We start from the raw sequence: 21,197 nt of genomic DNA, 5'->3' as shown, positions 1-21,197 counted from the left end.
TCATTGTGCAGTACGAAGCTCAGCGCTGTCCGTAAAGCTGGTCGAGCTTGGCGCCCGAGGCGAAATGCTCGGCCTGGATCTTGTCCCAGCCGCCATAGACGTCCGCCACGGTCAGGAGGCGCACTTCGGGGAAGCGATCGGCGAACTCCTTGGAGACGCTCTCGTCGCGAACCCGGTTGCCGTTTTCGGCAAGGATGCGCTGGCCGGCCGGCGAGTAGAGGAAGTTGAGATAGGCGGTCGCGATCTCCCGCGAGCCGCGCTTGTCGGCGACGCGGTCCACCACGGCGACCGGGAACTCGGCGAGCAGGCTGACCGGCGGGATCACGGCCTGGAAGCGGTCCTTGCCGAATTCGCGGGCGATGCCCTGCGTTTCCGCCTCGAAGGTGACGAGCACGTCGCCGATCTCGCGCTCGGCGAAGGTCGTGGTGGCGCCGCGCCCGCCCGTGTCGAAGACCGGAACGTTGGAAAAGAGCTTCTTGATGAACGCGTCCACCTTCGCCTCGTCGCCGCCGAAGGCCTCTTCGGCATAGGCGCGGGCGGCAAGGTAAGTGTAGCGGCCGTTGCCCGAGGTCTTGGGATTGGGGAAGACGACCTTCACGTCGTCGCGCACCAGATCGTCCCAGTTGCGGATCGACTTCGGGTTGCCGGCGCGCACGATGAAGGCGGGCAGCGAGTAGTAGGGCGAGGCGCTGTTGGGGAAGGCCTTCTCCCAGTCGGCCGAAACGAAGCCGGTCTTCTGGAGGAAGTCGATATCCGTGACCTGATTGAGCGTCACGACGTCGGCCTCCAGCCCTTCCGCCACGGCGCGGGCCTGGCGCGAGGAGCCGCCATGGCTCTGGTCGACGGTGACATCCTTGCCCGTCTCGGCCTTGTAGGCGGCGGTGAAGGCGGGATTGATCGCCACGAACAGCTCGCGGGCGACATCGTAGGAGGCGTTGAGGATCTTGGTCGGCGCGTCCTGCGCCGAGGCCGGCGACAGGACGAGGGCGGCCAGCGAAACGCCGAGAAGCACGGAACGGATCATCGGGAAGGGCACCAGAAGCTGCGAGAAGCGGGTCGGTGCCATGATGACGCCTCGCCCGCTGCCACGCGAGGCCCGCGAGGCGGATGCTGCCGTCGCCGGAGAGCATAGCGTTCCAAGAATGCGGCGCTCGGCGACAGGATCGTTCCAGGCCGACGCCGACGCCACTGTCCGATCGCGAACAACTATTCCTGCCGGTGCTTTCGAGGGCGGCGCGATTCGCGCGCCGCCCGTCGAGCGGTCAGGTCATCCGCGCCGGCCCTGCATCAGGTCGCGTTCGATGTCGAAGCCGGCGCCGAGCCGCATCTTGTAGACCTGATAATTCTCCATCACGCGCTGCACGTAGTTGCGCGTTTCCGTGAAGGGGATCAGCTCGATCCAGTCCACCACCTTGTCGATGCTCTGGCCGCGCGGATCGCCGAAGCGGTCGATCCACTCCTTCGCCCGGCGCGGGCCGGCATTGTAGGCCGCGAAGGTGAGGATATAGGAGCCGTTGAAGTTGGAAATCTGCTGGCCGAGATACTGGCTGCCGAGCAGCGCGTTGTAGGACGTGTCGTTCAGGAGCCGTGCTTCCGAATAGGGAAGGCCGGCATTGCGGGCGAGGCCCTTGGCGGTGGCCGGCATGACCTGCAGGAGGCCGAGCGCGCCGACCGGCGACTTGGCGCGCGGGTTGAAGGCGCTTTCCTGGCGCGCGATGGCGTAGGCGAGGGCCTTGCCGCTGGCCGAAATGTTCGCGCTTTCGGGGATCACGCCGATCGGGAAGGCGAGGGCCGGCGCGTTGACGCCGCGCCCATAGGCTGTCTTGCCGACGCTGAGCGCCAGGGAATGGTCGCCCCGCCGCTCGGCCATCGAGGAGAGGATCGCGAGTTCGCCTGGACTGTCGAGATCGTCCGCCAGCGCCTTGTAGAGCGCGTCGGCGCGGCTTTCCGAGCCGATCTGCTCCAGCCGCCGAATGGCGCGGACGGCCTCGCGGTTCTCGAAGGTCCGGCGCTCGGCGTCGGACGGGCGCGGATAGGCGATCGCGCCGGGCGCGCGGCCGAGCTTGGCGGCGGCGAGCTGGCCGTAGAAGGTCGCGCCGTGGCGGGCGGCCTGCTCGTAATAAGTCCGCGCGCTGCCGGGCCCGCCGGCTTCGGCGGCGCGGCCGAGCCAGTAGAAGGCGCGCGACTGCGACAGGGGGCGCGAGGAAATCTGCTGGATGCGGCTGAAATGCTTGGCCGCCGTCGCCGGGTCGTTGAGGTAGCGCAGCGCGTACCAGCCGGCATGGAACTCCGCCTCGACGGCCTCGGTCTGGCCCTCGGCGGAATGGTTGGCGACGAGCCGGTAGGCGGCCTTCCGGTCGCCCTTCTCGAGCAGCATGCGCGACACGATGCGCCGCTCGTTCCACCACGCGTCGGGATCGACGAGGCTGGCGCGATCGCGCGGCGCGCGCTCGATCAGCGCGGCGGCTTCCGCGATGCGGTCCTTCTTGCGCAGGTTCTCGGCGGCGGTGAAGAGATAGCTCGGGTCAGAGCGCAGGTTGGCAGGGACCTTGGCGAGAAGCGCGTCGGCAGTGCTCTCGCCCCGGATCGAGGCGGCGCGGGCGCGGAACAGCGATTCCGCATTGGCGAGCGAGGCCATGCGCTGCGCGTCGCTGACCCGGTCCGCATAGAGCAGCATGTCCATGCGGAACTTGTGGTCGGCGCGCGTCAGAAGCGAGCCGAAGCTCGACAGCATCTGCGTTTCCAGCGGCTTGTCGAACTTCACGTTGCGCCAGAAATGGACGATCAGCCCCTTGGCCTTGCCGGCCTGGCCGAGCTCGATATAGGCGCGGGCGAGCGCCATCGCGCCTTCCGGCGTCTGGGGCGCGTCCTGCGCGAAGGCCGAGACGACGTCGCGCGCGGGCATCCGCTCGCGGTTGAGCGCGCGCTCCAGATTGGCGCGCACGGTCTTCATGCCCGGCCAGCCGCGCAGCTCGACGGCGGTGTGGGCGATCTCGGCGGCCGGCACGTCGGTCGTGCCGCGAAGGGCGATGGCCCAGGACAGGATGTGCCGGTCGAGCGAGCCCGGGGTCATGCCCTCGCGGATGGCGAGCGCGCGCGGAATGTCGCGCCAGGTGGCGTCGAGCCCGTCCTTCAGGTCGCCGCGGATGGGCGCGACGCTCGACACGCGCGATCCCATCGCGGCGATCGAGGAGGTGAAGGCCATCGTGTCGGTCGGCGCCGCCGCGCGGGGCGCCGGGGCGGCGGGCTGGCGCAGCAGCGGGTTGCCGGACGGGGCGGGTGCGCCGAAGCGCTCGGGCGTCGGCTCCGGCGCGGGGCGATCCCGGCCGAGTCCCAGATGCGGCATGCGGAAATTGGGCAGCGGCAGACGGTCGAGCAGGGATTCGGCGTTCGCGGATCCGGTCAGCAGCGCCGCCACGAGGGCGGGCAGGAGAAGGGCCTTGGCGCGGGTCGCGTGTCTCATGGGTCTTCCCGTTGCATCGCAATCACAGAGGCGCCCCGAAAGGCATCCATTCGTTAGACTTTCCATCAACGCTATGAAGAACTCGTAAACCATGCCCGATCGACGGCGCTCGCGGCGGAACGGCGCGGCGAGGCTGGGGACGCGAGGCGCTTGCTGCTTGTCTCCGTTCGGCGGCTTTATTATGGTGCCGCGTCCGCGCGTGGGTCGAGTGCGCTTCGATGTCGCCCGATGGCGGTGCGGATGGTCGAAAGCCGGCGGCGCGAGCGCCTCGCGCGGCGGACCTTCCCCTCTTTGTAAGTCGCCGGGAGTGACACATGACCTTCAAGGGCTCGCTGACGGCTCTCGTGACCCCCTTTGCCGAAGACGGCAGCGTGGACGAGAGCGCTTTCCGCGATCTCGTGGAATGGCAGATCGCGGAAGGCACGCACGGCCTCGTCCCGGTCGGCACCACAGGCGAAAGCCCGACCCTGACCCATGCCGAACACAAGCGCGTGGTCGAGCTCTGCATCGAGGCGGCGGCCGGCCGCGTGCCGGTGATCGCGGGCGCGGGCTCCAACAACACGGTCGAGGCGATCGATCTGGCGCGCTCGGCGGAGGCGGCGGGCGCCGACGGCATCCTCGTGGTGACGCCCTATTACAACAAGCCGACCCAGCGCGGCCTCTACGAACACTTTGCCGCGATCGCGCGCGCCGTGACCAAGCCGATCATCATCTACAACATCCCGCCGCGCTCGGTGATCGACATGAGCCCGGAGACGATGGGGCGGCTCGCGGCCGACTTCGAGAACATCGTCGGCGTGAAGGACGCGACCGCCAAGCTCGACCGCGTGTCGGAGCAGCGCATCACCTGCGGTCCGGACTTCATCCAGCTTTCGGGCGAGGACGCCACGGCTCTCGGCCATATCGCGCACGGTGGCCATGGCTGCATCTCGGTGACGGCCAATGTCGCGCCGCGCCTGTGCGCCGAGTTCCAGAACGCCTGCCTTTCGGGCGACTTCAAGAAGGCTCTGGACTATCAGGACCGGCTGATGCCGCTGCACAAGGCGATCTTCATCGAGCCGGGCCTGTGCGGCGTGAAATACGCGCTGTCGCGCCTCGGCAAGGGCCGCAACGGGGTGCGCCTGCCGCTGGTGCCGATCGAGGCCTCGACGGAAGCCGCGATCGACGCGGCGCTGCGCCATGCCGGGCTTCTGAATTGACGCCGGGCCGACCCGGCCTCATCTAAGAGACAACGCATCATGACGAACGGGGCGCTTCGAGCGCCCCGCTTCGCAACCGGACGGACCCCATGGCCAAGAAGCCGGCTCGAAACAATGTCGCCGCCGAGAACCGCAAGGCGCGCTTCCACTACGAGATCATCGACACGCTGGAAGCGGGCCTCGTGCTCACCGGCACCGAGGTCAAGTCGCTGCGCGAGGGCCGGGCGACGATCGCCGAATCCTACGCCACGGAGGAGGGCGGGGAAATCTGGCTGATCAATTCCAACGTCCCGGAATATCTCCAGGCCAACCGCTTCAACCACGAGCCCAAGCGCCGGCGGAAGATCCTCGTCCATGCCGCGCAGCGCAACCGGCTGGCCGGCGCCGTGCAGCGCGACGGCATGACCCTCGTGCCCCTCAAGATCTACTTCAACGACAAGGGCCGGGCGAAGCTGGAACTCGCGGTCGCCAAGGGCAAGAACGCGCCCGACAAGCGCGAAACGCTGAAGGAGCGCGACTGGAACCGCCAGAAGCAGCGCGTCATGAAAGAGGGCGGGCGGGACTGACGCCCGAGGGGCGCGGACCCTCCGGACCGAGGCTTCCCTTCACAATCTCCTTGCGCATGGCGGCCGGCGGCTTCAGCATGGCCGGAGCGCATTCGGGAGGTTGCGACATGACGGACTTCACCATTCTGCCGGAAGGACTGGAAGCGCCCGTCGACGACGGCGGCGCGTCCCATCTCGCCGGGCGGCGGTTGCCGTCGCTGCATCTGTCCTCCACCGCGGGCGGGCAGGTCGATCCGTCCCGCCTCAAGGGCGTGGCGGTTCTCTATCTCTATCCCATGACCGGCCGGCCGGGCCTGCCCTTGCCGGGCGGCTGGAACGAGATTCCGGGCGCGCGCGGCTGCACGCCGCAGGCCTGCGGCTTTCGCGACCATTTCGAAGAGCTGCGAAAGCTCGGCGTCGCCCATGTCTTCGGCATCTCGACGCAGACCACGGCCTATCAGCGCGAGGCGGCCGAGCGGCTGCATCTGCCGTTTCCGCTCCTGTCGGATGCGGCGGTGGACCTTGCCGAGATGCTGGACGTCCCGGTCTTCGACGTGGACGGCGACACGCTGTTCAAGCGGCTGACGCTGATCGCGAAGGATGGCGAGATCGTGAAGGTCTTCTATCCCGTCTTCCCGCCCGACCGGAACGCCGAGGACGTCGTGGACTGGCTGGCCGAGCACCGCGAGGCGCTGAGCCGGGCCGACATTTGACTGTTCAGACCGTCTTTGCCAGATGGCGGGCGACGGTCTCGAACACGTCCGTGAACATGGCCTCGGTCAGGCGGCCGGTGTTCGTGTTGTAGCGCGAGCAATGATAGCTCGACGCCACGAAATAGCCGGCCACCTCATGCGTGCCGCCATGGCTGAAAGGCGCGTCTTTCAGCTTCGCGCCGAGCGCGCGCAGCGTCGAATCGTGCGCGATGCGGCCGAGCGTCACGATGGCGCCGAGCCGGGGCAGGGCCTCGATCGTCGGTGTCAGGAAGCGCCGGCAGTCGTTGATCTCCTGGCCGATCGGCTTGTTCTCGGGCGGCACGCAGCGCACCGCATTGGTGATCGCCGCGCCGACGAGGCGCAAGCTGTCGTCCGGCCGCGCCTCGAACTCGCCCGCCGCAAAGCCGAAACGCTTCAGCGTGGCATAGAGAAGATCGCCGGCATAATCCCCCGTGAAGGGCCGCCCGGTGCGATTGGCGCCGCGCACGCCGGGCGCGAGACCTACCACGAGAAGCCGCACGCTCGCCGCGCCCTCCGGCGGCAGGAAGGAGCGCACGGGCGCATTGTGCCAGCCGGGCTCGCGCGCCCGCCATTCCTCTCGGAAGGCGGCGAGGCGCGGGCAGATCGGACAGTCCCTCGGCGGCGCGATCGCGTCCGGCTCGGTCGGCTGCGGGGCGGGGCTCGGCGGCGAAGTGTCGGGCAGGGCGGTGCGGGTCACGGCGCTCAATCGTCGCCGTCCGTCACGGGCAGCGTGTCGTCGGCCTCGATGCGGCGGGCGAGCCGCGCCTCGCGCTCGGCCGGGTTGCGCCCGACCTCGGCCTGCAGCGAGCGCAGGTCGATGAAGTGATCGGCCTGCCGGCGCAGATCGTCGGCGATCATCGGGGTCGGCGAGGCGAGGGTGGAGACGACCGAGACCTTGCGGCCCTTGCGCTGCAGCGCCTCGACCAGCGAGCGGAAGTCGCCGTCGCCCGAGAAGAGCACGAAATGGTCCACCGTCTCGGCCAGTTCCATGGCGTCGATGGCGAGCTCGATGTCCATGTTGCCCTTGATCTTGCGCCGGCCCATCGCGTCGGTGAACTCCTTGGCCGGCTTGGTGACGACGGTGTAGCCGTTATAGTCGAGCCAATCGATCAGCGGGCGGATGGAGGAATATTCCTGATCCTCGATCATCGCGGTGTAATAATAGGCGCGCAGCAGGTAGCCGCGCTTCTGGAAGCTGGTGAGCAGCTTCTTGTAGTCGATGTCGAAGCCCAGCGCCCGCGAGGTGGCGTAGAGATTGGCGCCGTCGATGAAGAGGGCGATCTTTTCACGAGGATCGAACATCGCTTCGCTTTCCAGTCATGCGAAAGGGCCGAGGGGACCCGGAGGCGACCCGGGCGCGGGAGGGCGCCGGGTGAACTTCGCTGCACAATAGGGTGGCGGCCGGGGCCTGCCAACTCGGCCCCATCCTGAGGATTTGGCCAGAAAGGCCGGCTTGCCTCTTGAGATTCATTTGTCAAGAGACTACACGGGCGGTTCAGCTCTTTGCCACCGTTCCCCAAGGAGACAGGCCATGGCCCGCGTCACCGTAGAAGATTGCGTCGATAAGGTCGAGAATCGTTTCGAGCTCGTCCTGCTCGCCAGCCACCGCGCGCGCCAGATCGCCCAGGGTCAGCCGATCACGGTGGATCGCGACAACGACAAGAATCCGGTCGTCGCGCTGCGCGAGATTGCCGACGAGACCCTGTCGCCGGACGATCTGAAGGAAGACCTCATCCACTCGCTGCAGAAGCATGTCGAGGTGGACGAGCCCGAGCCGGCCGCGCCCTCCGCCGGCGCGCTGGTGGATGCTCCCGCCGAAGGCGTCATCACGGCCGGCGACGACGAGGACGACAACATCGCCTTCGACCGCATGTCGGAAGACGAGCTCCTCGCCGGCATCGAGGGTCTCATCCCGCCGGAAAAGAACGAAGATTTCTAAACTTCGAGCGGATTGGGCCTTTCTCCGATTCCGCATTGCAACCTATATAAAGGGGACGCCGGCTGATGGGTCGGCGTCCCCTTTTTCGTGCGGTGATGGAGTGTTCGTCCGGTCATGATGCGGCAGTATGAGCTTGTCGAGCGCGTGGCCGCCTACAAGCCAAACCTCGACGAAGCCCTGCTGAACCGAGCCTATGTCTATGCGATGCAGAAGCATGGGGCGCAGATGCGGGTGAATGGCGACCCGTATTTCTCGCATCCGCTCGAAGTCGCGGCGATCCTGACCAAGCTGCATCTCGACGAGGCGACGATCGCCGTCGCGCTGCTGCACGACACGATCGAGGACACCGACGCCACTCGCAAGGAGATCGACCAGCTCTTCGGCGCCAAGATCGGCCAGCTCGTGGAAGGGCTGACCAAGCTGAAGCGCCTCGACCTCGTGTCGAAGAAGGCGGCTCAGGCAGAGAACCTGCGCAAGCTTCTCCTCGCCATCGCCGACGACATCCGCGTGCTTCTCGTCAAGCTCGCCGACCGCCTGCACAATATGCGCACGCTTCATCACATGAAGATCGAGAAGCGCGCGCGCATCGCGCAGGAGACGATGGATATCTATGCCCCGCTCGCCGGGCGCATGGGCATGCAGGACATGCGCGAGGAGCTGGAAACGCTCTCCTTCCGCCACCTGAACCCCGAAGCCTTCGAGACGATCTCGACGCGCCTCGCCGAGCTGATGGATCGCCACGCGCTCACCATCAACGAGATCGAGCGCACGCTGACCGAGAAGCTGAAGGAAAACGGCATCGAGGCGCTAGTCTCGGGCCGGCAGAAGAAGCCCTATTCGGTCTTCTCCAAGATGCAGCGGAAGGCGCTGTCGCTGGAGCAGCTTTCCGACATTTTCGGCTTCCGCGTTCTCGTCGGCACGGAAGAGGACTGCTACCGCACGCTCGGCATCGTCCACCGCACCTGGCCGCTCGTGCCCGGCCGGTTCAAGGACTATATCTCGATCCCCAAGCAGAACGACTACCGCTCGATCCACACCACGATCGTCGGCCCCTCGCGCCAGCGTGTCGAATTGCAGATCCGCACCCATGCGATGCATCACATCGCCGAATACGGCATTGCCGCGCACGAGCTCTACAAGGACGGCGAGCACGCGCTGTCGACCGAATCCTCCGCCTATGCCTGGCTGCGCCGCACGGTGGAGATGCTGGCCGAGGGCGACCAGCCCGAGGAGTTCCTGGAGAACACCAAGCTCGAGCTGTTTCAGGATCAGGTCTTCTGCTTCACGCCCAAGGGCCGGCTCATCGCGCTGCCGCGCGGGGCGACGCCGATCGATTTCGCCTATGCCGTCCACACCGATGTCGGCGACACCTGCGTCGGCTGCAAGATCGACGGGCGCATCATGCCGGTCGTCACCGAACTGACCAATGGCGACGAGGTGGAGATCATCCGCTCCAAGGCGGCGACCCCGCCCCCCGCCTGGGAAAGCGTCGCCGTCACCGGCAAGGCCAAGGCGGCGATCCGGCGCGCCACGCGCCTCGCCATCCGCAAGCAATATTGCGGGCTCGGCCAGCAGATTCTGGAGCGCACCTTCCAGCGTGCCGGAAAGACCTTCACCCGCGACGGGCTGAAACCCTACCTTTCCAAGGTCGGCCACCGCGACGTGGAAGACGCGCTCGCCGCCGTCGGGCGAGGGGAACTGGCCTCCAACGACGTGTTCCGCGCCGTGCATCCCGATTTCCAGGACACGCGCGTCACCAAGCCGGCGGCGCGGCCGGACGGCGATGGCTGGTTCGCGCTGCGCTCGGGCTCGGGCATGGTGTTCCGGCTGCCCGGCCATCTCGAAAGCAGGCATAGTGGCTTCGCGCAAGGCGACGTGCCGGTGCGCTTCAATCCGGACGGCGCCGTGCCGGGGGATCGGATCGTCGGCATTCTGGAGCCCGAAAAGGGCATCACGATCTACCCGATCCAGTCGTCCGCGCTGACCGCCTATGACGACGTGCCCGATCGCTGGATCGACGCGCGCTGGGATCTCGACGCGCAGATGACGCAGCGCTTTCCCGCCCGCGTGAAGCTCCAGTCCTTGAACGAGCCGGGCGCGCTCGCCGAGATCGCCGAGACGATCGCCCTCAACGACGCCAATATCCACGCCCTCAATCTCACCTCCACCGCGCCGGACGTGTCGAGCATGGTGATGGATCTGGAGGTCTGGGACCTGCAACACCTGACGCGCACGATCAATCAGTTGCGCGGAAAGCCTTGCGTGACGGACGTGGTTCGTGTGAACGGCTAGGCCCGGCAGGAATCGCGAGAAGGCTGGGCCGGGTATCATGGAAACCAACGACGTCATCGACATCTTCCGCAAGGCGGGCGCCTTTCTGGAAGGGCACTTCATCCTGACGTCCGGCCTGCGCAGCCCGATCTTCCTGCAGAAGGCGCGGGTCTTCATGCACCCGCACTACACCGAGACCCTGTGCCGCGCGCTGGCCGAAAAACTGCGCGCCGGGGTCGAAGGGCCGATCGACTACATCGTCGGCCCGGCCGTCGGGGGCCTGATCCCCGCCTACGAGACCTCGCGCCATCTCGGCGCGCCCTCGATCTATGTGGAGCGCGAGAACGGCACGTTCCGGCTGCGCCGCTTCGAAATCCCGGCCGGCGCCCGCGTCGTGATCGTGGAGGACATCGTCACCACCGGCCTGTCGATCCGCGAGACGGTCGCCTGCCTGCGCGATCTCGGGGCCGAAGTGCTCGCCGCCGGCTGCGTGGTGGACCGCTCCGCCGGCAAGGCCGAGATCGGCATCCCCCTGATTTCCCTCGCTCAATACGAGGTTCCAGCGTATCATCCGGACAATCTGCCGCCCGAGCTTGCCGCAATTGCGCCGATCAAGCCCGGTAGCCGCTCTCTCTGACGTTCCCTGATCGGAAGCTAGGTTCACGATGCTGTTTCGGCGGCGACAGCCAGAAACCCGACTTCAGCGCCTGCGCGCCACGCTTTGGCCGCGGCGCTCCTGGCGCCGGTCGCTGCGCTACATGCAGAAGCGCGTCCTGCGCCTTCGCGCGACGCCCCATGCCATCGCGGCGGGCGTCGCGGCGGGCGTCTTTGCGACCTTCACGCCGTTTCTCGGCCTGCATTTCATCCTGGCCTTCGCGATCGCCTATTGCGTCGCCGGCAACATGGCGGCGGCGGCGCTCGGGTGCCTTCTCGGCAATCCGCTGACCTTTCCGCTCGTCTGGGCCTCCACCTACGAGGTCGGCCGCGCCATCCTGCGCGCCGAGGTGCCGGATGGCACCGCGCCGGCCGGGCTGGAAACGGCGCTGCGGCATTTCGATCTCGCGGCGATCTGGCAGCCCTATCTGAAGCCCATGCTGGTCGGGTCGATCCCGCTCGGCCTCGCCTTCGCGGGCCTCACCTATGCGCTGGTGCGCTTCGGCGCCGCCTCGTTCCAGGCGAGCCGCGCCCGCCGCGCGCAGGAGCGCTCGGCCACGCGCGCCCGGCCGGTTTCGGTCCGCACGCCCTCGGACGCGACGTCGTGATCGTCGGCATCGGCAGCGACCTGATCGATATCAGGCGCGTGGAAAAGACGCTGGAGCGCCATGGCGAGCGCTTCGTGGCCCGCGTTTTCACGCCGGTCGAGCGCGAGAAATCGGAGCGCCGCGCCCAGCGCGCCGCCTCCTACGCCAAGCGCTTCGCCGCCAAGGAAGCCTGCGCCAAGGCACTCGGCACGGGGCTGGCGCAGGGCGTCTTCTGGCGCGACATGGGCGTCGTGAACCTGCCCGGCGGCAAGCCGACCATGGCGCTCACCAACGGCGCCGCGACCCGTCTCGCCGCGTTGATGCCGGCGGGGCACCGTCCGGTGATCCATGTCACCATCACCGACGACTTTCCGCTTGCCCAGGCCTTCGTCATCATCGAAGCGCTGCCGGACACGCCCTCTTAACGTTTCTCTAACGATTGCCTGCGAGCCGCCGACCCATTACACAGCCGGGACGAGACGCGGCTCCGCGACGGGCAGCGATCGATTCCTCACGGCTTCTCTTTCTGGCGCGCTTCAAGATGGCGCGACGAGACGAGAGCCGCAGGGGCGGCAACTAGGAAGGACTTCGCATGGTCGATCGGGCCGTTGGCAAGAAGAAGGAAGGCTGGGGCGAGACGGTCAAGGTCATCGTCCAGGCGCTTCTTCTGGCGCTCGTCATCCGCACCGTCCTGTTTCAGCCCTTCTCGATCCCGTCGGGCTCGATGATGCCGACGCTTCTGATCGGCGATTATCTCTTCGTGTCGAAATGGAGCTACGGCTTCTCGAAATATTCGCTGCCCTTCTCGCCGGACCTGTTCGAAGGGCGCGTCCTCGCCTCGGACCCGCATCGCGGCGACGTCGTGGTGTTCCGCAAGCCGAGTGAGCCGCAGACGGACTATATCAAGCGCCTCGTCGGCCTGCCTGGCGATCGTATCCAGATGCGCGGCGGCGTCCTCTACATCAACGGGCAGGCCGTGCCCAAGGAGCCGGCCGGTTTCTTCGTGACGGGCGGCGGCACGCAGATCCCGCAGTTCCGCGAAACGCTGCCGAACGGCGTCACCTATCTGACGCTCGACGCCGACCCGGATTCGATCGGCGACAACACGCGCGAATTCGACGTGCCGGCCGGCCATTACTTCATGATGGGCGACAATCGCGACAACTCGCTCGATAGCCGCTTCGACGTCGGCTACGTGCCCTTCGAGAATTTCGTGGGCAAGGCGCAGATGATCTTCTTCTCGATGGAGAACGACACCTCGCCGCTCGAAATCTGGAACTGGCCGTCGAGCCTTCGGCCGAGCCGGATCTTCACATGGCTCGGGTGAGGGGCTCCGGCCCGGCGCTCGACCGGCTGGAAGAGCGTCTCGGCCTCGCCTTCAAGGATCGCGCGCGCCTCGAGCGCGCGTTGACGCATTCGAGCCTCGCCAACACGGGCTCGAAATCGAGCTACGAGCGGCTGGAATTCCTAGGCGACCGCGTGCTCGGCCTGACGATCGCGCAGAAGCTCTTCGAGCTGTTTCCCCAGTCCGACGAGGGCGATCTGTCCTTGCGCCTCAACGCGCTGGTGAGCGCGGAGACCTGCGCGACCGTCGCCGACGAGATCGGGCTGCCGGAATTCATCCGCCACGGGGCCGACCTGAAGCGTGCCGCCGCCGGGCGCAACCGCAACATCCGCGCCGATGTGGTGGAGGCGCTGATCGCCGCGATCTATCTCGACCACGGTCTGGAAGCGGCGCGCAGCTTCATCCTGACGCATTGGGACGCGCGCTTCCACGACGTCGCCGAAGCGCGGCGCGATCCCAAGACCGAACTGCAGGAATGGTCGCACAAGCAGGCCGGCGTGCCGCCGACCTACGAGTTGATCGAGCGCAGCGGCCCCGACCACGAGCCGGTCTTCACCGTGCGCGCCTGCGTGCCCGATCGGGCGCCGGCCGAAGGGCGCGGGCGCTCCAAGCGCATTGCCGAACAAAACGCGGCGGAGGTCATTCTCCTGCGCGAGGGCGTCTGGCAGACCGGCGTGCCTGATAAGACCTGACCGACAAGAGCTGCCGAAACGATCCGCCTTCCCATGGGCGGGCTTGAATGAGACAAAAGGCGGGCCCCTTGGCCGGCCGACACGAGGAGAGCCGATTGACCGACGACCTGACGAACGAACAGCCCCATCCTGAAGCCGGCGAGACCGCGCCCGGCGCGACGCGCTCGGGCTTCGTGGCGCTGCTCGGCGCGCCCAATGCGGGCAAGTCGACCCTCGTCAACCAGCTCGTCGGCACCAAGGTCTCGATCGTCACGCACAAGGTGCAGACGACGCGCGCGCTGGTTCGCGGCATCGCGATCCGCGACAATGCGCAGATCGTCTTCGTGGACACGCCGGGCGTCTTCAATCCCAAGCGTCGGCTCGACCGCGCCATGGTCCGCACCGCCTGGGGCGGCGCCAAGGATGCCGACATCGTTTTGCCGATCGTCGATGCGCAGCGCGGCATCAGCGACGAGGTCGAGGCGATCTTGGAGCGCCTGAAGGACGTCAAGCAGCCCAAGGTCCTGCTCCTCAACAAGGTGGACCAGATCAAGCGCGAGAAGCTGCTCGGCCTCACGCAGGAAATCTCCGCCAAGGGCGATTTCGAGCGCGTCTTCATGATCTCGGCGCTGACCGGCTCGGGCTGCGACGATCTCATGGCCTTCCTGGCCCAGCGCCTGCCGGAAGGCCCCTGGTACTACCCGGAAGACCAGATTTCCGATCTGCCGCTGCGCCAGCTCGCCGCCGAGATCACCCGCGAGAAGCTGTTCCTGCGCCTTCATCAGGAAATTCCCTACGCCTCGACCGTCGAGACCGAGCTTTGGGAAACCCGGCCGGACGGTTCGGTGCGCATCGAGCAGACGATCTATGTCGAGCGCGACTCGCAGAAGGCCATCGTTCTCGGCCACAAGGGCGAGACGGTGAAGGCGATCGGCCAGGCCGCGCGCAAGGAAATCACCGAGGCCGCCGAGCAGAAGGTGCATCTCTTCCTGTTCGTGAAGGTGCGCGAGAACTGGGGCGACGACCCCGAGCGCTATCGCGAGATGGGCCTCGACTATTCGTCCTGATCCCGCGAGGCGGCGTTGAAAGCGCCGCCATCGGGACTTACCTTCTTCTGATAATGATCGGCCGCGAGGAGTGCTTCGCGGCCCTTTCTGTTTTGGAACCCTCTCATGGAATGGCGCGAGGAAGGCATCGTTCTCGGCGTGCGCCGGCAGGGCGAGACGAGCGCCGTCGCGGAGGTGATGACGCGCGAGCGCGGGCGTCATCTCGGCCTCGTGCGGGGCGGGCGCTCGCGCCGCCTCCAGCCCGTGCTCCAGCCCGGCAATCAGGTCGAGGCGACGTGGCGGGCGCGGCTCGACGAGCATCTCGGCTTCATGACCGTGGAGCCGGTGCAATTGCGCGCCGCGCGGCTGATGGAAAGCGCGGTCGGGCTGCACGGCATCCAGCTTCTCGCCGCCCATATCCGCCTCCTGCCGGAGCGCGACCCGCATCCGCGCCTTTACGACGCGATCCAGACCATCGTCGCGCATCTGGAAGAGCCGCTTCTGGCGGGCGCGCTCATCCTGCGCTTCGAGGTGATGCTGCTCGAAGACCTCGGTTTCGGCCTCGACCTCGAAACCTGCGCGGCGTCGGGCCGGCGCGACGATCTCGTCTATGTCTCGCCGAAATCCGGCCGTGCCGTCAGCCGCGAGGCGGGCGAGCCCTGGAAGGACCGGCTTTTGCCCCTGCCGCCGTTTCTCGCCGGAGAGGCGGAGGCGCCGAGCGCCGCGACGCTTCATCAGGGCTTTCGCATGACGCGCTTCTTTCTGGCGCGCCATGTGTGGGAGCCGCGCGCGTTGGAAGAGCCCGTGTCGCGCGGCGGAGCTTTGGCGGCGATCGGCCGTGGTTCCTAAAGCTCCAGCGGCAGAACGAAGGGCGTGCCGCTGAAGGCGTTTTCGCCGCGCCCGATGGAGCGGATCGCCTCGACCATCCGGCCGTCGCGGCCGAGCCGGCGATCGGCGATCGACACGAGAAGCGCGTTGGGCGTCGCGGACGGCGCGCGTCGGCGCAGCTCCTGCGCCAGTGCCATCTCGTCCAGCGCCGGGTTGATCGCGCAGGCCAGGATATAGGCCGCCGCCGTGGAGCGGCTGATGCCGGCCCAGCAATGGATCACCAGCGGCTGGTGGCGATCCCAGCGCAGGCCGAACTCCAGAAGCTGGTCGAGATGGCTTTCCCCCGGCGGCACGAGCCCTTCGGTGGGCGCCGCGATATCGTTCATGCCGAGAAACAGATGGCGCTCGGCGCTGACGCTCGCCGGCCGTTCCACCAGCGTGTCGGCATTGATGAGCGTGACGATATCGAGCGCCCCGTGCTGGGCGACCGTGCCCGGCATGTCGGCGAGCGAGGAAACGACGAGATAGGTCATGAGCGGGCCTTTCGGGCGGGCGGCGCGGGAGGCAGGGCGCTCAGCGCCGCGTCGAGCTGGTGGAATCGTTCGAGAAAGGCCGCGCCGACTTCGGCAGCGGGGCGGGGCGCGAAGAGGGCCTCGTCCGGCGCGTCGCGGCCCGGCCGGCCGAACAGCTCGTTGGCCTCGCCGCTCGTGAAGCCGGCGAGGAGCTTGGCCTCGAAATGGGCCGACAGTCGGTCGGCCGCCTTGACGAGTTTGAGGATCGCGGGCGGCAGATGTTCGGGCAGGCCGAAGCGGCGGTTGATCGCGCCCTGAAGCCGCGCCTCGACGCCGCGATAGTCGCCGCCGAGAACCGCCTTGAAGGGCGAGATCATGTCGCCGATCACATATTCCGGCCCGTCATGCAGAAGGGCGGCGAGGCGCCAGCGCGGATCGCTTTCGCTGACTGCCACGATGCTCTCCACGATCAGGGAATGCTGGGCGACCGAAAAGGCGTGATCGCCCAATGTCTGCCCGTTCCAGCGCGCGACGCGCGCCAGCCCATGCGCGATGTCGCCGATCTCGATGTCGAGCGGCGAGGGGTCGAGAAGGTCGAGCCGCCGGCCGGACAGCATCCGCTGCCAGACGCGCGGAACCTTGGCACCGCGGCGGGCGGGAGAGGTCGGGGGCAGCGCCGAACTCATCGCTCTCCTTCGGCCGGCTCGGCTGCGGCGTCCGGCAGCGTATAACCGGCCCAGGCAGGCACTTCGGTTTCCAGGGGCACGCCGTCGGCCGAAACGACCTGTCCGGCGCGCAGCGCGTCGGCGAGCTTGTCGATGCGCATCAGGCCGATGCCGAGCGAGCCGGAGGCACTGAGCACGGTGCCGACGGGTTTGCCGGCCGCTTCCACCACCGCGCCGGGCGTCAGATGGCGTTCCGCGCGCAGCACCATGACGCGCCGCCGCGCCGTGCCGCGATGCTGCATCCGGGACACGACCTCCTGCCCGACATAGCAGCCCTTGCGGAAGGAGACGCCTTCGTTCTGATCGAGAAGCACGTCATGCGGGAAGACGTCGGAGGCGGGAAAATCGCGCTCGGCCTCCGCGATGCCGGCCGACAGGCGCAGCCGCTCGAAGGCCTCGTTCTCTTCGCCCGCGCCGAGCGCCGCCTCGCCATAAAGACGGAAGACGCCGCCGGGAAAGCGCCGGTCGGCGAGCGCGCCTTGCGGCGCGGCTTCGTCCCAGAGCGCCGCCACCGCCTCGTCCACGGGCGCGATCGCGATCTTGGCGCGCAGCTTGTAGAGCGTCAGCCGCTTGGCGAGATCGCCGCGCGCGCCGGCCGCCACGTCGAGGCGCAAGCCCTCCGGCGTCGCGCTGACGAGGAAATCGAACAGGATCTTGCCCTGCGGCGTCAGAAGCGCGGCGGGGCGCGCTTCGCCCGCATCCAGCTTGTCGAGATCGGCGGTGACGAGATTCTGCAGGAAGGGTTTGGCCTCCTCGCCCGAAAGGTGAAGCGTCGAGCGATCGGTCAGGCGGGCGGAGGGCATGAGCGTGCATCCCATTTCGGCGCGGCCGGCGAACGAGGTTTGCGACGGCCGAGCCTTTGGCTAGAAGGCATGGGACCGTATTTGACGGAACGGCGGCAAGAAGCAAGGACGGGATGATGAGCAAAGGGTTCGAGCGGGTTCTGCGGGGCGGAACCGTCGTCAACCAGGATGGGGTCGGCGCGCGCGATATCGGCATTCGCGACGGGCGGATCGCCGCGATCGGGACGATCCCGGCCGGCAGCGGGGGCGAGGAGATCGACTGCACGGGCCTGCATATCCTGCCCGGCGTCATCGACAGCCAGGTTCATTTCCGCGAGCCCGGCCCGACCCATAAGGAAGACCTCGAATCGGGTTCGCGCGCGGCCGTGCTCGGTGGCGTCACCTGCGTCTTCGAAATGCCCAACACCGATCCGCTGACGACGAGCGAGGCGGCGCTGGCGGACAAGGTGCGGCGCGGCCATCACCGGATGCACAGCGACTTCGCCTTCTGGGTCGGCGGCACGCGCGAGAACGCGGGCGACGTCGCGGAACTCGAGCGCCTGCCGGGCGCGGCGGGCATCAAGGTCTTCATGGGCTCCTCCACCGGCTCGCTCCTCGTGGAGGACGACGAGGGCGTGCGAGAGATCCTGAAGCGCGCGCGCCGCCGCGCCGCCTTCCATTCGGAGGACGAGTTCCGCCTGCGCGAGCGCATGGGGCTGCGCGTCGAGAACGACCCGGCCTCGCATCCGGTCTGGCGCGACGAGGTGGCGGCGCTTCAATGCACCGAGCGGCTGGTGCGGATCGCCGAGGAGACCGGCGCGCGCATCCATGTTCTCCATATCTCCACGGCCGAGGAAATCCTGTTCCTGGCCGAGCACAAGGCCAACGCGACCTGCGAGGCGACGCCGCACCATCTGACGCTGTCGGCCGATGACTATGCCCGGCTCGGCACCAAGCTTCAGATGAACCCGCCGGTGCGCGACGCCAGGCATCGCGACGGCATCTGGTTCGGCATCGAGCAGGGGATCGTGGACGTGCTCGGCTCCGACCACGCGCCGCACACGCTAGAGGAGAAGGCCAAGCCCTATCCGGCTTCGCCTTCCGGCATGACCGGCGTGCAGACGCTGGTTCCGGTGATGCTGGACCATGTCGCCAAGGGCCGGCTGTCCTTGGAGCGCTTCGTCGATCTCACCTCGGCCGGGCCGCAGCGCATTTTCGGCCTGTCGGGCAAGGGGCGCATCGCGGTCGGCTGGGACGCCGACTTCACATTGGTCGACTTGAAGCGCCGCGAGACGATCCGCAACGAATGGATCGGCTCCAAGTCGCAATGGACGCCGCATGACGGGCGCGAGGTCACGGGCTGGCCGGTCGGCACGATCGTGCGCGGTCGTCGCGTCATGTGGGAAGGTGCGCTCGACGAGGCGGCACAGGGCGAGGCCGCGCGCTTCGTGGAAACGCTGGCGCCGCGCGGCTGAGACGTCGATCGGAAAACGAAAAAGCCGGCGACGCTCAGTCGCCGGCGATGAAGAACTCGAACCGGCCTTCGGGCGAGATGCCGACGCGGTAGAAATCATAGGAGCCGTTGCCGAGCATCCGCTCGTAGTCCCCGGCCGTGACCAGCTCGAACAGCTCCACGAGCTGCGGCTTGGTCAGCTTTTCCAGATTCACCTGCGTGAAATAGGGCCACATGAAGAGTTCGTTCTCGCCGCCCCGGTCGAGATGGACATAGCCCGCATCCAGCGTTTCGAGGAGGATGGCGAGGATTTCGACGCCCTGGCCGTCGCCGGACGCGTTCTTGAGGATTTCGATCGGGTCCTGCCCGTCGTCGCTGGTGGAAACCGCCGTGGCCTCCGAACCGGTTTCCAGGAGAGGGCGCAGCTTCTCGATGTCGCCCGACTTGGCGACCTCCAGGAGCTTGCGGCGCAGATCGCGCACGGGCGCCGGCAGCTTGTCCTCGCCATAGAGAATTTCGGCCGGCGGCACGTCGCTCGCCTGCGGAGCGCCCGTCGTGGCATCGGGATCGCCTTGGGGCGCCTGCGGCACGGCCTCGCCCGGCTTGGCCGGGTCCGGCGTCAGTTGCGATGCGGGGGCGGAGGGGGGCGATGCGGGAGCGGACGGTGTTGAAGAGCCGGCAGCGGGTGCGGCGGGCGCGTCTCCGGGCACTTGCGGGGCACCGGCCGGCGCGGCGGCGGGGGGCGTCGGCCCCGGCTGCGCGCCTTGCGCGGGCGGCGCGTCGGCAGGTGGGGTCGCCCCCGGGATCGGCGGCAGCGGCACCGAGACGATGCCGCCCTGGCGGGTCGCCGCCGCTCCGTCCTCGTCGGTGATCTGCGAGAAGGCGAGGGCGGGGGAGGAGACGCCGACCGCCATGGCCAGCGCCCCCGTCAACCGAAACGCGCGGAAGGAACGGGGTCGCATGGAAAACCTCGGAAAAACGCTCTGGAAAGCCCTATTGAAGGGCGCGGTCGGCCCGGAACTCGCCGTATTCGACGCGCTTGCGCAGCGAGTCGATCATGTCGAGCACGTCGGTCTCGCCATAGCGGCGCACGAGTTCGGTGACGGCTGTGGTGATCGCGGTCTCGGCGAGGATCTCGGTCTCGATCCCGTCCGAGATACCGTCCGCCCAGGCCTCGTTGTGATATTCGATGGCGACCTGTTTCTTTTCGGCGATGATCATCTCGTCGAGTTCGGAACCGTTCAGATCCATCATGCCGATGACTCCATCTTTCTGGTCGGGCTCCCGTGCATCATGCGCGGGCCGAAACGGGGCACGGAGCTCCGCTTCTTAATCCAATCTTAATTTCCGTACCTTGCGCTGATCTCTCGCGAAAGGTTGGCGCCTTCCTGGCGGTATCTTTCCATCGCAACCGTCGCAGCCGGGGTACACTTGCGATAGGTCGAGGCGAAGGCCCGGTAGCCCTGGTTGAAGCTCGCCACGAGAATGCGGCGGTCGGCCTCGTTAGGCGCCTGCGCCGTCAGGATGTCGTCCATCTTGGCGCGCCAGACCTCGGCGTCGGCATCTCCGCAGAGACCGCGAAGAAAGTGCATGGAGCCCAGAATCGTCGCCAGACGCCCGAGCGGCTTCATGAAGGGCGCGTTGCTCGGCTTCACCGTCTCCACGGGCGCGGGCTTGGGCTCTTCGGCCTTCGGCTTCTTGTCCTGCGCTGCGGCCGGCCCGCTCGGCGAAAGAGCCAAAACGACGACAAACACAGACAGAATTTGACACAAATCGCGCCGAAGGTTCATGTCCCGAGGTTTGCCGGGGGATTAAGGAGATTGCAAGACACGCTTGCGGCTTCGGCCCTGATCCCGCCAACATGGTTATCGCCGGAGCGGGTCAGCGCGGATCGGCCGCCCTCGCGATGGCGACGACATCGGCCAGACCCGGCGTCGTCGCCCCGGCGGCGTCCAGCGCGGCAAGCTCGGCCATCGGCACGAAACGCGCCTCCGCCGCGTCGTCGCTCGCGAGGATCGCCGCATCCTCAGCCGCGAGGGCCAGCGCGCGAAACACGGCGATCACGGCATGGGCGCCCTGCGCGGCGTCGATCGCCTCGTGCAGATGCACGAAGGCGAGGGCGGTAACGGGGAGGCCGGTTTCTTCGACAACCTCGCGCCGCGCGGCGTCCTCCAGCCGCTCGCCGAACTCCACCCGCCCACCCGGCAGGCTCCAGAGCCCCGCGAAGGGCGCGCGGCCGCGCAGAACCAGCAGCACGGCCGCGTCGCGATGGCTTTCTTCGCCGCGAAAGACGGCGACCGAAACGCCGACGAGAGGGCGGGGCGGGGGCATGGCGTTCCTTTCGGGCGGGGGAGGCGCTTCAACAAAGCGCGGCAAGCCGGTGAAGCGCACCTAACGCTGTGGGCGGCTTCCGGCCAGACCTTGCGCCAATGGAGCCCGTGCG

The 21,197-nt window shown here is 67.7% G+C and carries 24 protein-coding genes; 13 read left to right on the top strand and 11 right to left on the bottom strand.

Features of this window, described 5'->3' with window-relative positions:
• Positions 1-19 precede the first annotated feature (19 nt).
• Both B146_RS0107155 and B146_RS0107150 read right to left on the bottom strand, forming a co-directional pair.
• Complete coding sequence (locus tag B146_RS0107155) at positions 20-1,024, bottom strand: sulfate ABC transporter substrate-binding protein (protein WP_026358413.1); 1,005 nt, start codon at positions 1,022-1,024, stop codon at positions 20-22.
• A gap of 243 nt (positions 1,025-1,267) precedes the next feature.
• Positions 1,268-3,463: a lytic transglycosylase domain-containing protein gene (locus tag B146_RS0107150; RefSeq protein ID WP_019995740.1), complete on the bottom strand. Its 2,196-nt coding sequence runs from the start codon at positions 3,461-3,463 to the stop codon at positions 1,268-1,270.
• Positions 3,464-3,777: 314 nt separating this feature from the next.
• On the opposite strand from B146_RS0107150, the gene dapA reads away from it, so the two are divergent.
• The 3 genes from dapA (at position 3,778) to B146_RS0107135 (ending at position 5,920) form a co-directional block, all read left to right on the top strand.
• On the top strand, positions 3,778-4,662 hold the full coding sequence (gene dapA / locus B146_RS0107145) for a 4-hydroxy-tetrahydrodipicolinate synthase (RefSeq protein ID WP_019995739.1): 885 nt from the start codon (positions 3,778-3,780) through the stop codon (positions 4,660-4,662).
• Positions 4,663-4,751: 89 nt separating this feature from the next.
• On the top strand, positions 4,752-5,228 hold the full coding sequence (smpB, locus tag B146_RS0107140) for an SsrA-binding protein SmpB (protein ID WP_019995738.1): 477 nt from the start codon (positions 4,752-4,754) through the stop codon (positions 5,226-5,228).
• A gap of 107 nt (positions 5,229-5,335) precedes the next feature.
• On the top strand, positions 5,336-5,920 hold the full coding sequence (locus tag B146_RS0107135) for a peroxiredoxin (protein WP_040408362.1): 585 nt from the start codon (positions 5,336-5,338) through the stop codon (positions 5,918-5,920).
• 4 nt (positions 5,921-5,924) lie between these two features.
• Here B146_RS0107135 and B146_RS0107130 read toward each other — a convergent pair whose 3' ends face one another.
• Positions 5,925-6,638 carry a uracil-DNA glycosylase gene (locus B146_RS0107130; protein ID WP_407638536.1) on the bottom strand — a complete coding sequence of 238 codons (714 nt, stop codon included), beginning with the start codon at positions 6,636-6,638 and terminating at the stop codon, positions 5,925-5,927.
• A gap of 5 nt (positions 6,639-6,643) precedes the next feature.
• Positions 6,644-7,243 (bottom strand): LabA-like NYN domain-containing protein, encoded by a 600-nt coding sequence (locus tag B146_RS0107125; protein WP_019995735.1) that lies wholly within the window; start codon positions 7,241-7,243, stop codon positions 6,644-6,646.
• Between the two features lie 229 nt (positions 7,244-7,472).
• Here B146_RS0107125 and rpoZ point away from each other — a divergent pair, with 229 nt between their 5' ends.
• The 9 genes from rpoZ to recO all read left to right on the top strand — a co-directional run bounded on the left by rpoZ (position 7,473) and on the right by recO (position 15,303).
• Positions 7,473-7,880 carry a DNA-directed RNA polymerase subunit omega gene (gene rpoZ / locus B146_RS0107120; protein WP_019995734.1) on the top strand — a complete coding sequence of 136 codons (408 nt, stop codon included), beginning with the start codon at positions 7,473-7,475 and terminating at the stop codon, positions 7,878-7,880.
• A 114-nt stretch (positions 7,881-7,994) separates the two neighbouring features.
• Positions 7,995-10,172: a RelA/SpoT family protein gene (locus B146_RS0107115; RefSeq protein WP_019995733.1), complete on the top strand. Its 2,178-nt coding sequence runs from the start codon at positions 7,995-7,997 to the stop codon at positions 10,170-10,172.
• A 37-nt stretch (positions 10,173-10,209) separates the two neighbouring features.
• A complete protein-coding gene (gene pyrE, locus B146_RS0107110; protein ID WP_019995732.1) occupies positions 10,210-10,788 on the top strand; it encodes an orotate phosphoribosyltransferase in 579 nt (192 codons plus the stop codon).
• A 28-nt stretch (positions 10,789-10,816) separates the two neighbouring features.
• The gene (locus B146_RS0107105; RefSeq protein ID WP_019995731.1) at positions 10,817-11,413 is read left to right on the top strand and encodes a DUF2062 domain-containing protein; all 597 of its coding nucleotides are present in this window, start codon (positions 10,817-10,819) and stop codon (positions 11,411-11,413) included.
• On the top strand, positions 11,410-11,817 hold the full coding sequence (acpS, locus tag B146_RS0107100) for a holo-ACP synthase (protein ID WP_019995730.1): 408 nt from the start codon (positions 11,410-11,412) through the stop codon (positions 11,815-11,817). The genes B146_RS0107105 and acpS overlap by 4 nt, the downstream gene beginning before the upstream one ends.
• A 167-nt stretch (positions 11,818-11,984) precedes the next feature.
• Complete coding sequence (gene lepB / locus B146_RS0107095; protein ID WP_019995729.1) at positions 11,985-12,719, top strand: signal peptidase I; 735 nt, start codon at positions 11,985-11,987, stop codon at positions 12,717-12,719.
• Positions 12,707-13,429: a ribonuclease III gene (gene rnc, locus B146_RS0107090; protein WP_019995728.1), complete on the top strand. Its 723-nt coding sequence runs from the start codon at positions 12,707-12,709 to the stop codon at positions 13,427-13,429. Before lepB ends, rnc begins: the two co-directional genes overlap by 13 nt.
• 47 nt (positions 13,430-13,476) lie before the next feature.
• On the top strand, positions 13,477-14,475 hold the full coding sequence (gene era / locus B146_RS0107085; RefSeq protein WP_081630928.1) for a GTPase Era: 999 nt from the start codon (positions 13,477-13,479) through the stop codon (positions 14,473-14,475).
• A gap of 105 nt (positions 14,476-14,580) precedes the next feature.
• Complete coding sequence (recO, locus tag B146_RS0107080; RefSeq protein ID WP_019995726.1) at positions 14,581-15,303, top strand: DNA repair protein RecO; 723 nt, start codon at positions 14,581-14,583, stop codon at positions 15,301-15,303.
• Here recO and B146_RS0107075 read toward each other — a convergent pair.
• From B146_RS0107075 to ygfZ, 3 genes are read right to left on the bottom strand one after another with little or no spacing between them, the layout of a single operon-like run.
• Positions 15,300-15,815: a tyrosine phosphatase family protein gene (locus tag B146_RS0107075; protein ID WP_019995725.1), complete on the bottom strand. Its 516-nt coding sequence runs from the start codon at positions 15,813-15,815 to the stop codon at positions 15,300-15,302. The two genes, recO and B146_RS0107075, sit on opposite strands and share 4 nt — an antisense overlap.
• Entirely contained in the window at positions 15,812-16,480 is a 669-nt protein-coding gene (locus B146_RS0107070) for an HD domain-containing protein (RefSeq protein ID WP_019995724.1), read from the bottom strand. Before B146_RS0107070 ends, B146_RS0107075 begins: the two co-directional genes overlap by 4 nt.
• Entirely contained in the window at positions 16,477-17,322 is an 846-nt protein-coding gene (gene ygfZ / locus B146_RS0107065) for a CAF17-like 4Fe-4S cluster assembly/insertion protein YgfZ (RefSeq protein WP_019995723.1), read from the bottom strand. The genes B146_RS0107070 and ygfZ overlap by 4 nt, the downstream gene beginning before the upstream one ends.
• Positions 17,323-17,435: 113 nt before the next feature.
• Between ygfZ and B146_RS0107060 the strand changes: the two genes are divergently transcribed.
• The gene (locus B146_RS0107060; RefSeq protein ID WP_019995722.1) at positions 17,436-18,776 is read left to right on the top strand and encodes a dihydroorotase; all 1,341 of its coding nucleotides are present in this window, start codon (positions 17,436-17,438) and stop codon (positions 18,774-18,776) included.
• Between the two features lie 34 nt (positions 18,777-18,810).
• Here the strand turns inward: B146_RS0107060 and B146_RS0107055 are convergent, their stop codons facing one another.
• The 4 genes from B146_RS0107055 to B146_RS25295 form a co-directional block, all read right to left on the bottom strand.
• Positions 18,811-19,716 (bottom strand): hypothetical protein, encoded by a 906-nt coding sequence (locus B146_RS0107055; RefSeq protein ID WP_019995721.1) that lies wholly within the window; start codon positions 19,714-19,716, stop codon positions 18,811-18,813.
• A gap of 31 nt (positions 19,717-19,747) precedes the next feature.
• Positions 19,748-20,005 carry a hypothetical protein gene (locus B146_RS0107050; RefSeq protein WP_026358407.1) on the bottom strand — a complete coding sequence of 86 codons (258 nt, stop codon included), beginning with the start codon at positions 20,003-20,005 and terminating at the stop codon, positions 19,748-19,750.
• Positions 20,006-20,094: 89 nt separating this feature from the next.
• Entirely contained in the window at positions 20,095-20,508 is a 414-nt protein-coding gene (locus B146_RS28265) for a TIGR02301 family protein (protein ID WP_244498146.1), read from the bottom strand.
• A 127-nt stretch (positions 20,509-20,635) separates the two neighbouring features.
• Positions 20,636-21,085 (bottom strand): NUDIX domain-containing protein, encoded by a 450-nt coding sequence (locus B146_RS25295; RefSeq protein WP_019995718.1) that lies wholly within the window; start codon positions 21,083-21,085, stop codon positions 20,636-20,638.
• Positions 21,086-21,197 lie beyond the last annotated feature (112 nt).

The organism is Aureimonas ureilytica DSM 18598 = NBRC 106430 (assembly GCF_000382705.1).
Classification (GTDB): Bacteria; Pseudomonadota; Alphaproteobacteria; order Rhizobiales; family Rhizobiaceae; genus Aureimonas; species Aureimonas ureilytica.
The sequence above is the reverse complement of the archived record's forward strand: the minus strand, read 5'-3'. Positions and strand labels throughout refer to the sequence as shown.

Bases quoted from the DNA above. Each gene is read 5' to 3' on its own strand.
- B146_RS0107155 (WP_026358413.1), bottom strand. From the start codon at position 1,024: ATGATCCGTTCCGTGCTTCTCGGCGTTTCGCTGGCCGCCCTCGTCCTG.
- B146_RS0107150 (WP_019995740.1), bottom strand. From the start codon at position 3,463: ATGAGACACGCGACCCGCGCCAAGGCCCTTCTCCTGCCCGCCCTCGTG.
- dapA (WP_019995739.1), top strand. From the start codon at position 3,778: ATGACCTTCAAGGGCTCGCTGACGGCTCTCGTGACCCCCTTTGCCGAA.
- smpB (WP_019995738.1), top strand. From the start codon at position 4,752: ATGGCCAAGAAGCCGGCTCGAAACAATGTCGCCGCCGAGAACCGCAAG.
- B146_RS0107135 (WP_040408362.1), top strand. From the start codon at position 5,336: ATGACGGACTTCACCATTCTGCCGGAAGGACTGGAAGCGCCCGTCGAC.
- B146_RS0107125 (WP_019995735.1), bottom strand. From the start codon at position 7,243: ATGTTCGATCCTCGTGAAAAGATCGCCCTCTTCATCGACGGCGCCAAT.
- rpoZ (WP_019995734.1), top strand. From the start codon at position 7,473: ATGGCCCGCGTCACCGTAGAAGATTGCGTCGATAAGGTCGAGAATCGT.
- B146_RS0107115 (WP_019995733.1), top strand. From the start codon at position 7,995: ATGATGCGGCAGTATGAGCTTGTCGAGCGCGTGGCCGCCTACAAGCCA.
- pyrE (WP_019995732.1), top strand. From the start codon at position 10,210: ATGGAAACCAACGACGTCATCGACATCTTCCGCAAGGCGGGCGCCTTT.
- B146_RS0107105 (WP_019995731.1), top strand. From the start codon at position 10,817: ATGCTGTTTCGGCGGCGACAGCCAGAAACCCGACTTCAGCGCCTGCGC.
- lepB (WP_019995729.1), top strand. From the start codon at position 11,985: ATGGTCGATCGGGCCGTTGGCAAGAAGAAGGAAGGCTGGGGCGAGACG.
- rnc (WP_019995728.1), top strand. From the start codon at position 12,707: ATGGCTCGGGTGAGGGGCTCCGGCCCGGCGCTCGACCGGCTGGAAGAG.
- era (WP_081630928.1), top strand. From the start codon at position 13,477: ATGAGACAAAAGGCGGGCCCCTTGGCCGGCCGACACGAGGAGAGCCGA.
- recO (WP_019995726.1), top strand. From the start codon at position 14,581: ATGGAATGGCGCGAGGAAGGCATCGTTCTCGGCGTGCGCCGGCAGGGC.
- B146_RS0107075 (WP_019995725.1), bottom strand. From the start codon at position 15,815: ATGACCTATCTCGTCGTTTCCTCGCTCGCCGACATGCCGGGCACGGTC.
- B146_RS0107070 (WP_019995724.1), bottom strand. From the start codon at position 16,480: ATGAGTTCGGCGCTGCCCCCGACCTCTCCCGCCCGCCGCGGTGCCAAG.
- ygfZ (WP_019995723.1), bottom strand. From the start codon at position 17,322: ATGCCCTCCGCCCGCCTGACCGATCGCTCGACGCTTCACCTTTCGGGC.
- B146_RS0107060 (WP_019995722.1), top strand. From the start codon at position 17,436: ATGATGAGCAAAGGGTTCGAGCGGGTTCTGCGGGGCGGAACCGTCGTC.
- B146_RS0107055 (WP_019995721.1), bottom strand. From the start codon at position 19,716: ATGCGACCCCGTTCCTTCCGCGCGTTTCGGTTGACGGGGGCGCTGGCC.
- B146_RS0107050 (WP_026358407.1), bottom strand. From the start codon at position 20,005: ATGGATCTGAACGGTTCCGAACTCGACGAGATGATCATCGCCGAAAAG.
- B146_RS25295 (WP_019995718.1), bottom strand. From the start codon at position 21,085: ATGCCCCCGCCCCGCCCTCTCGTCGGCGTTTCGGTCGCCGTCTTTCGC.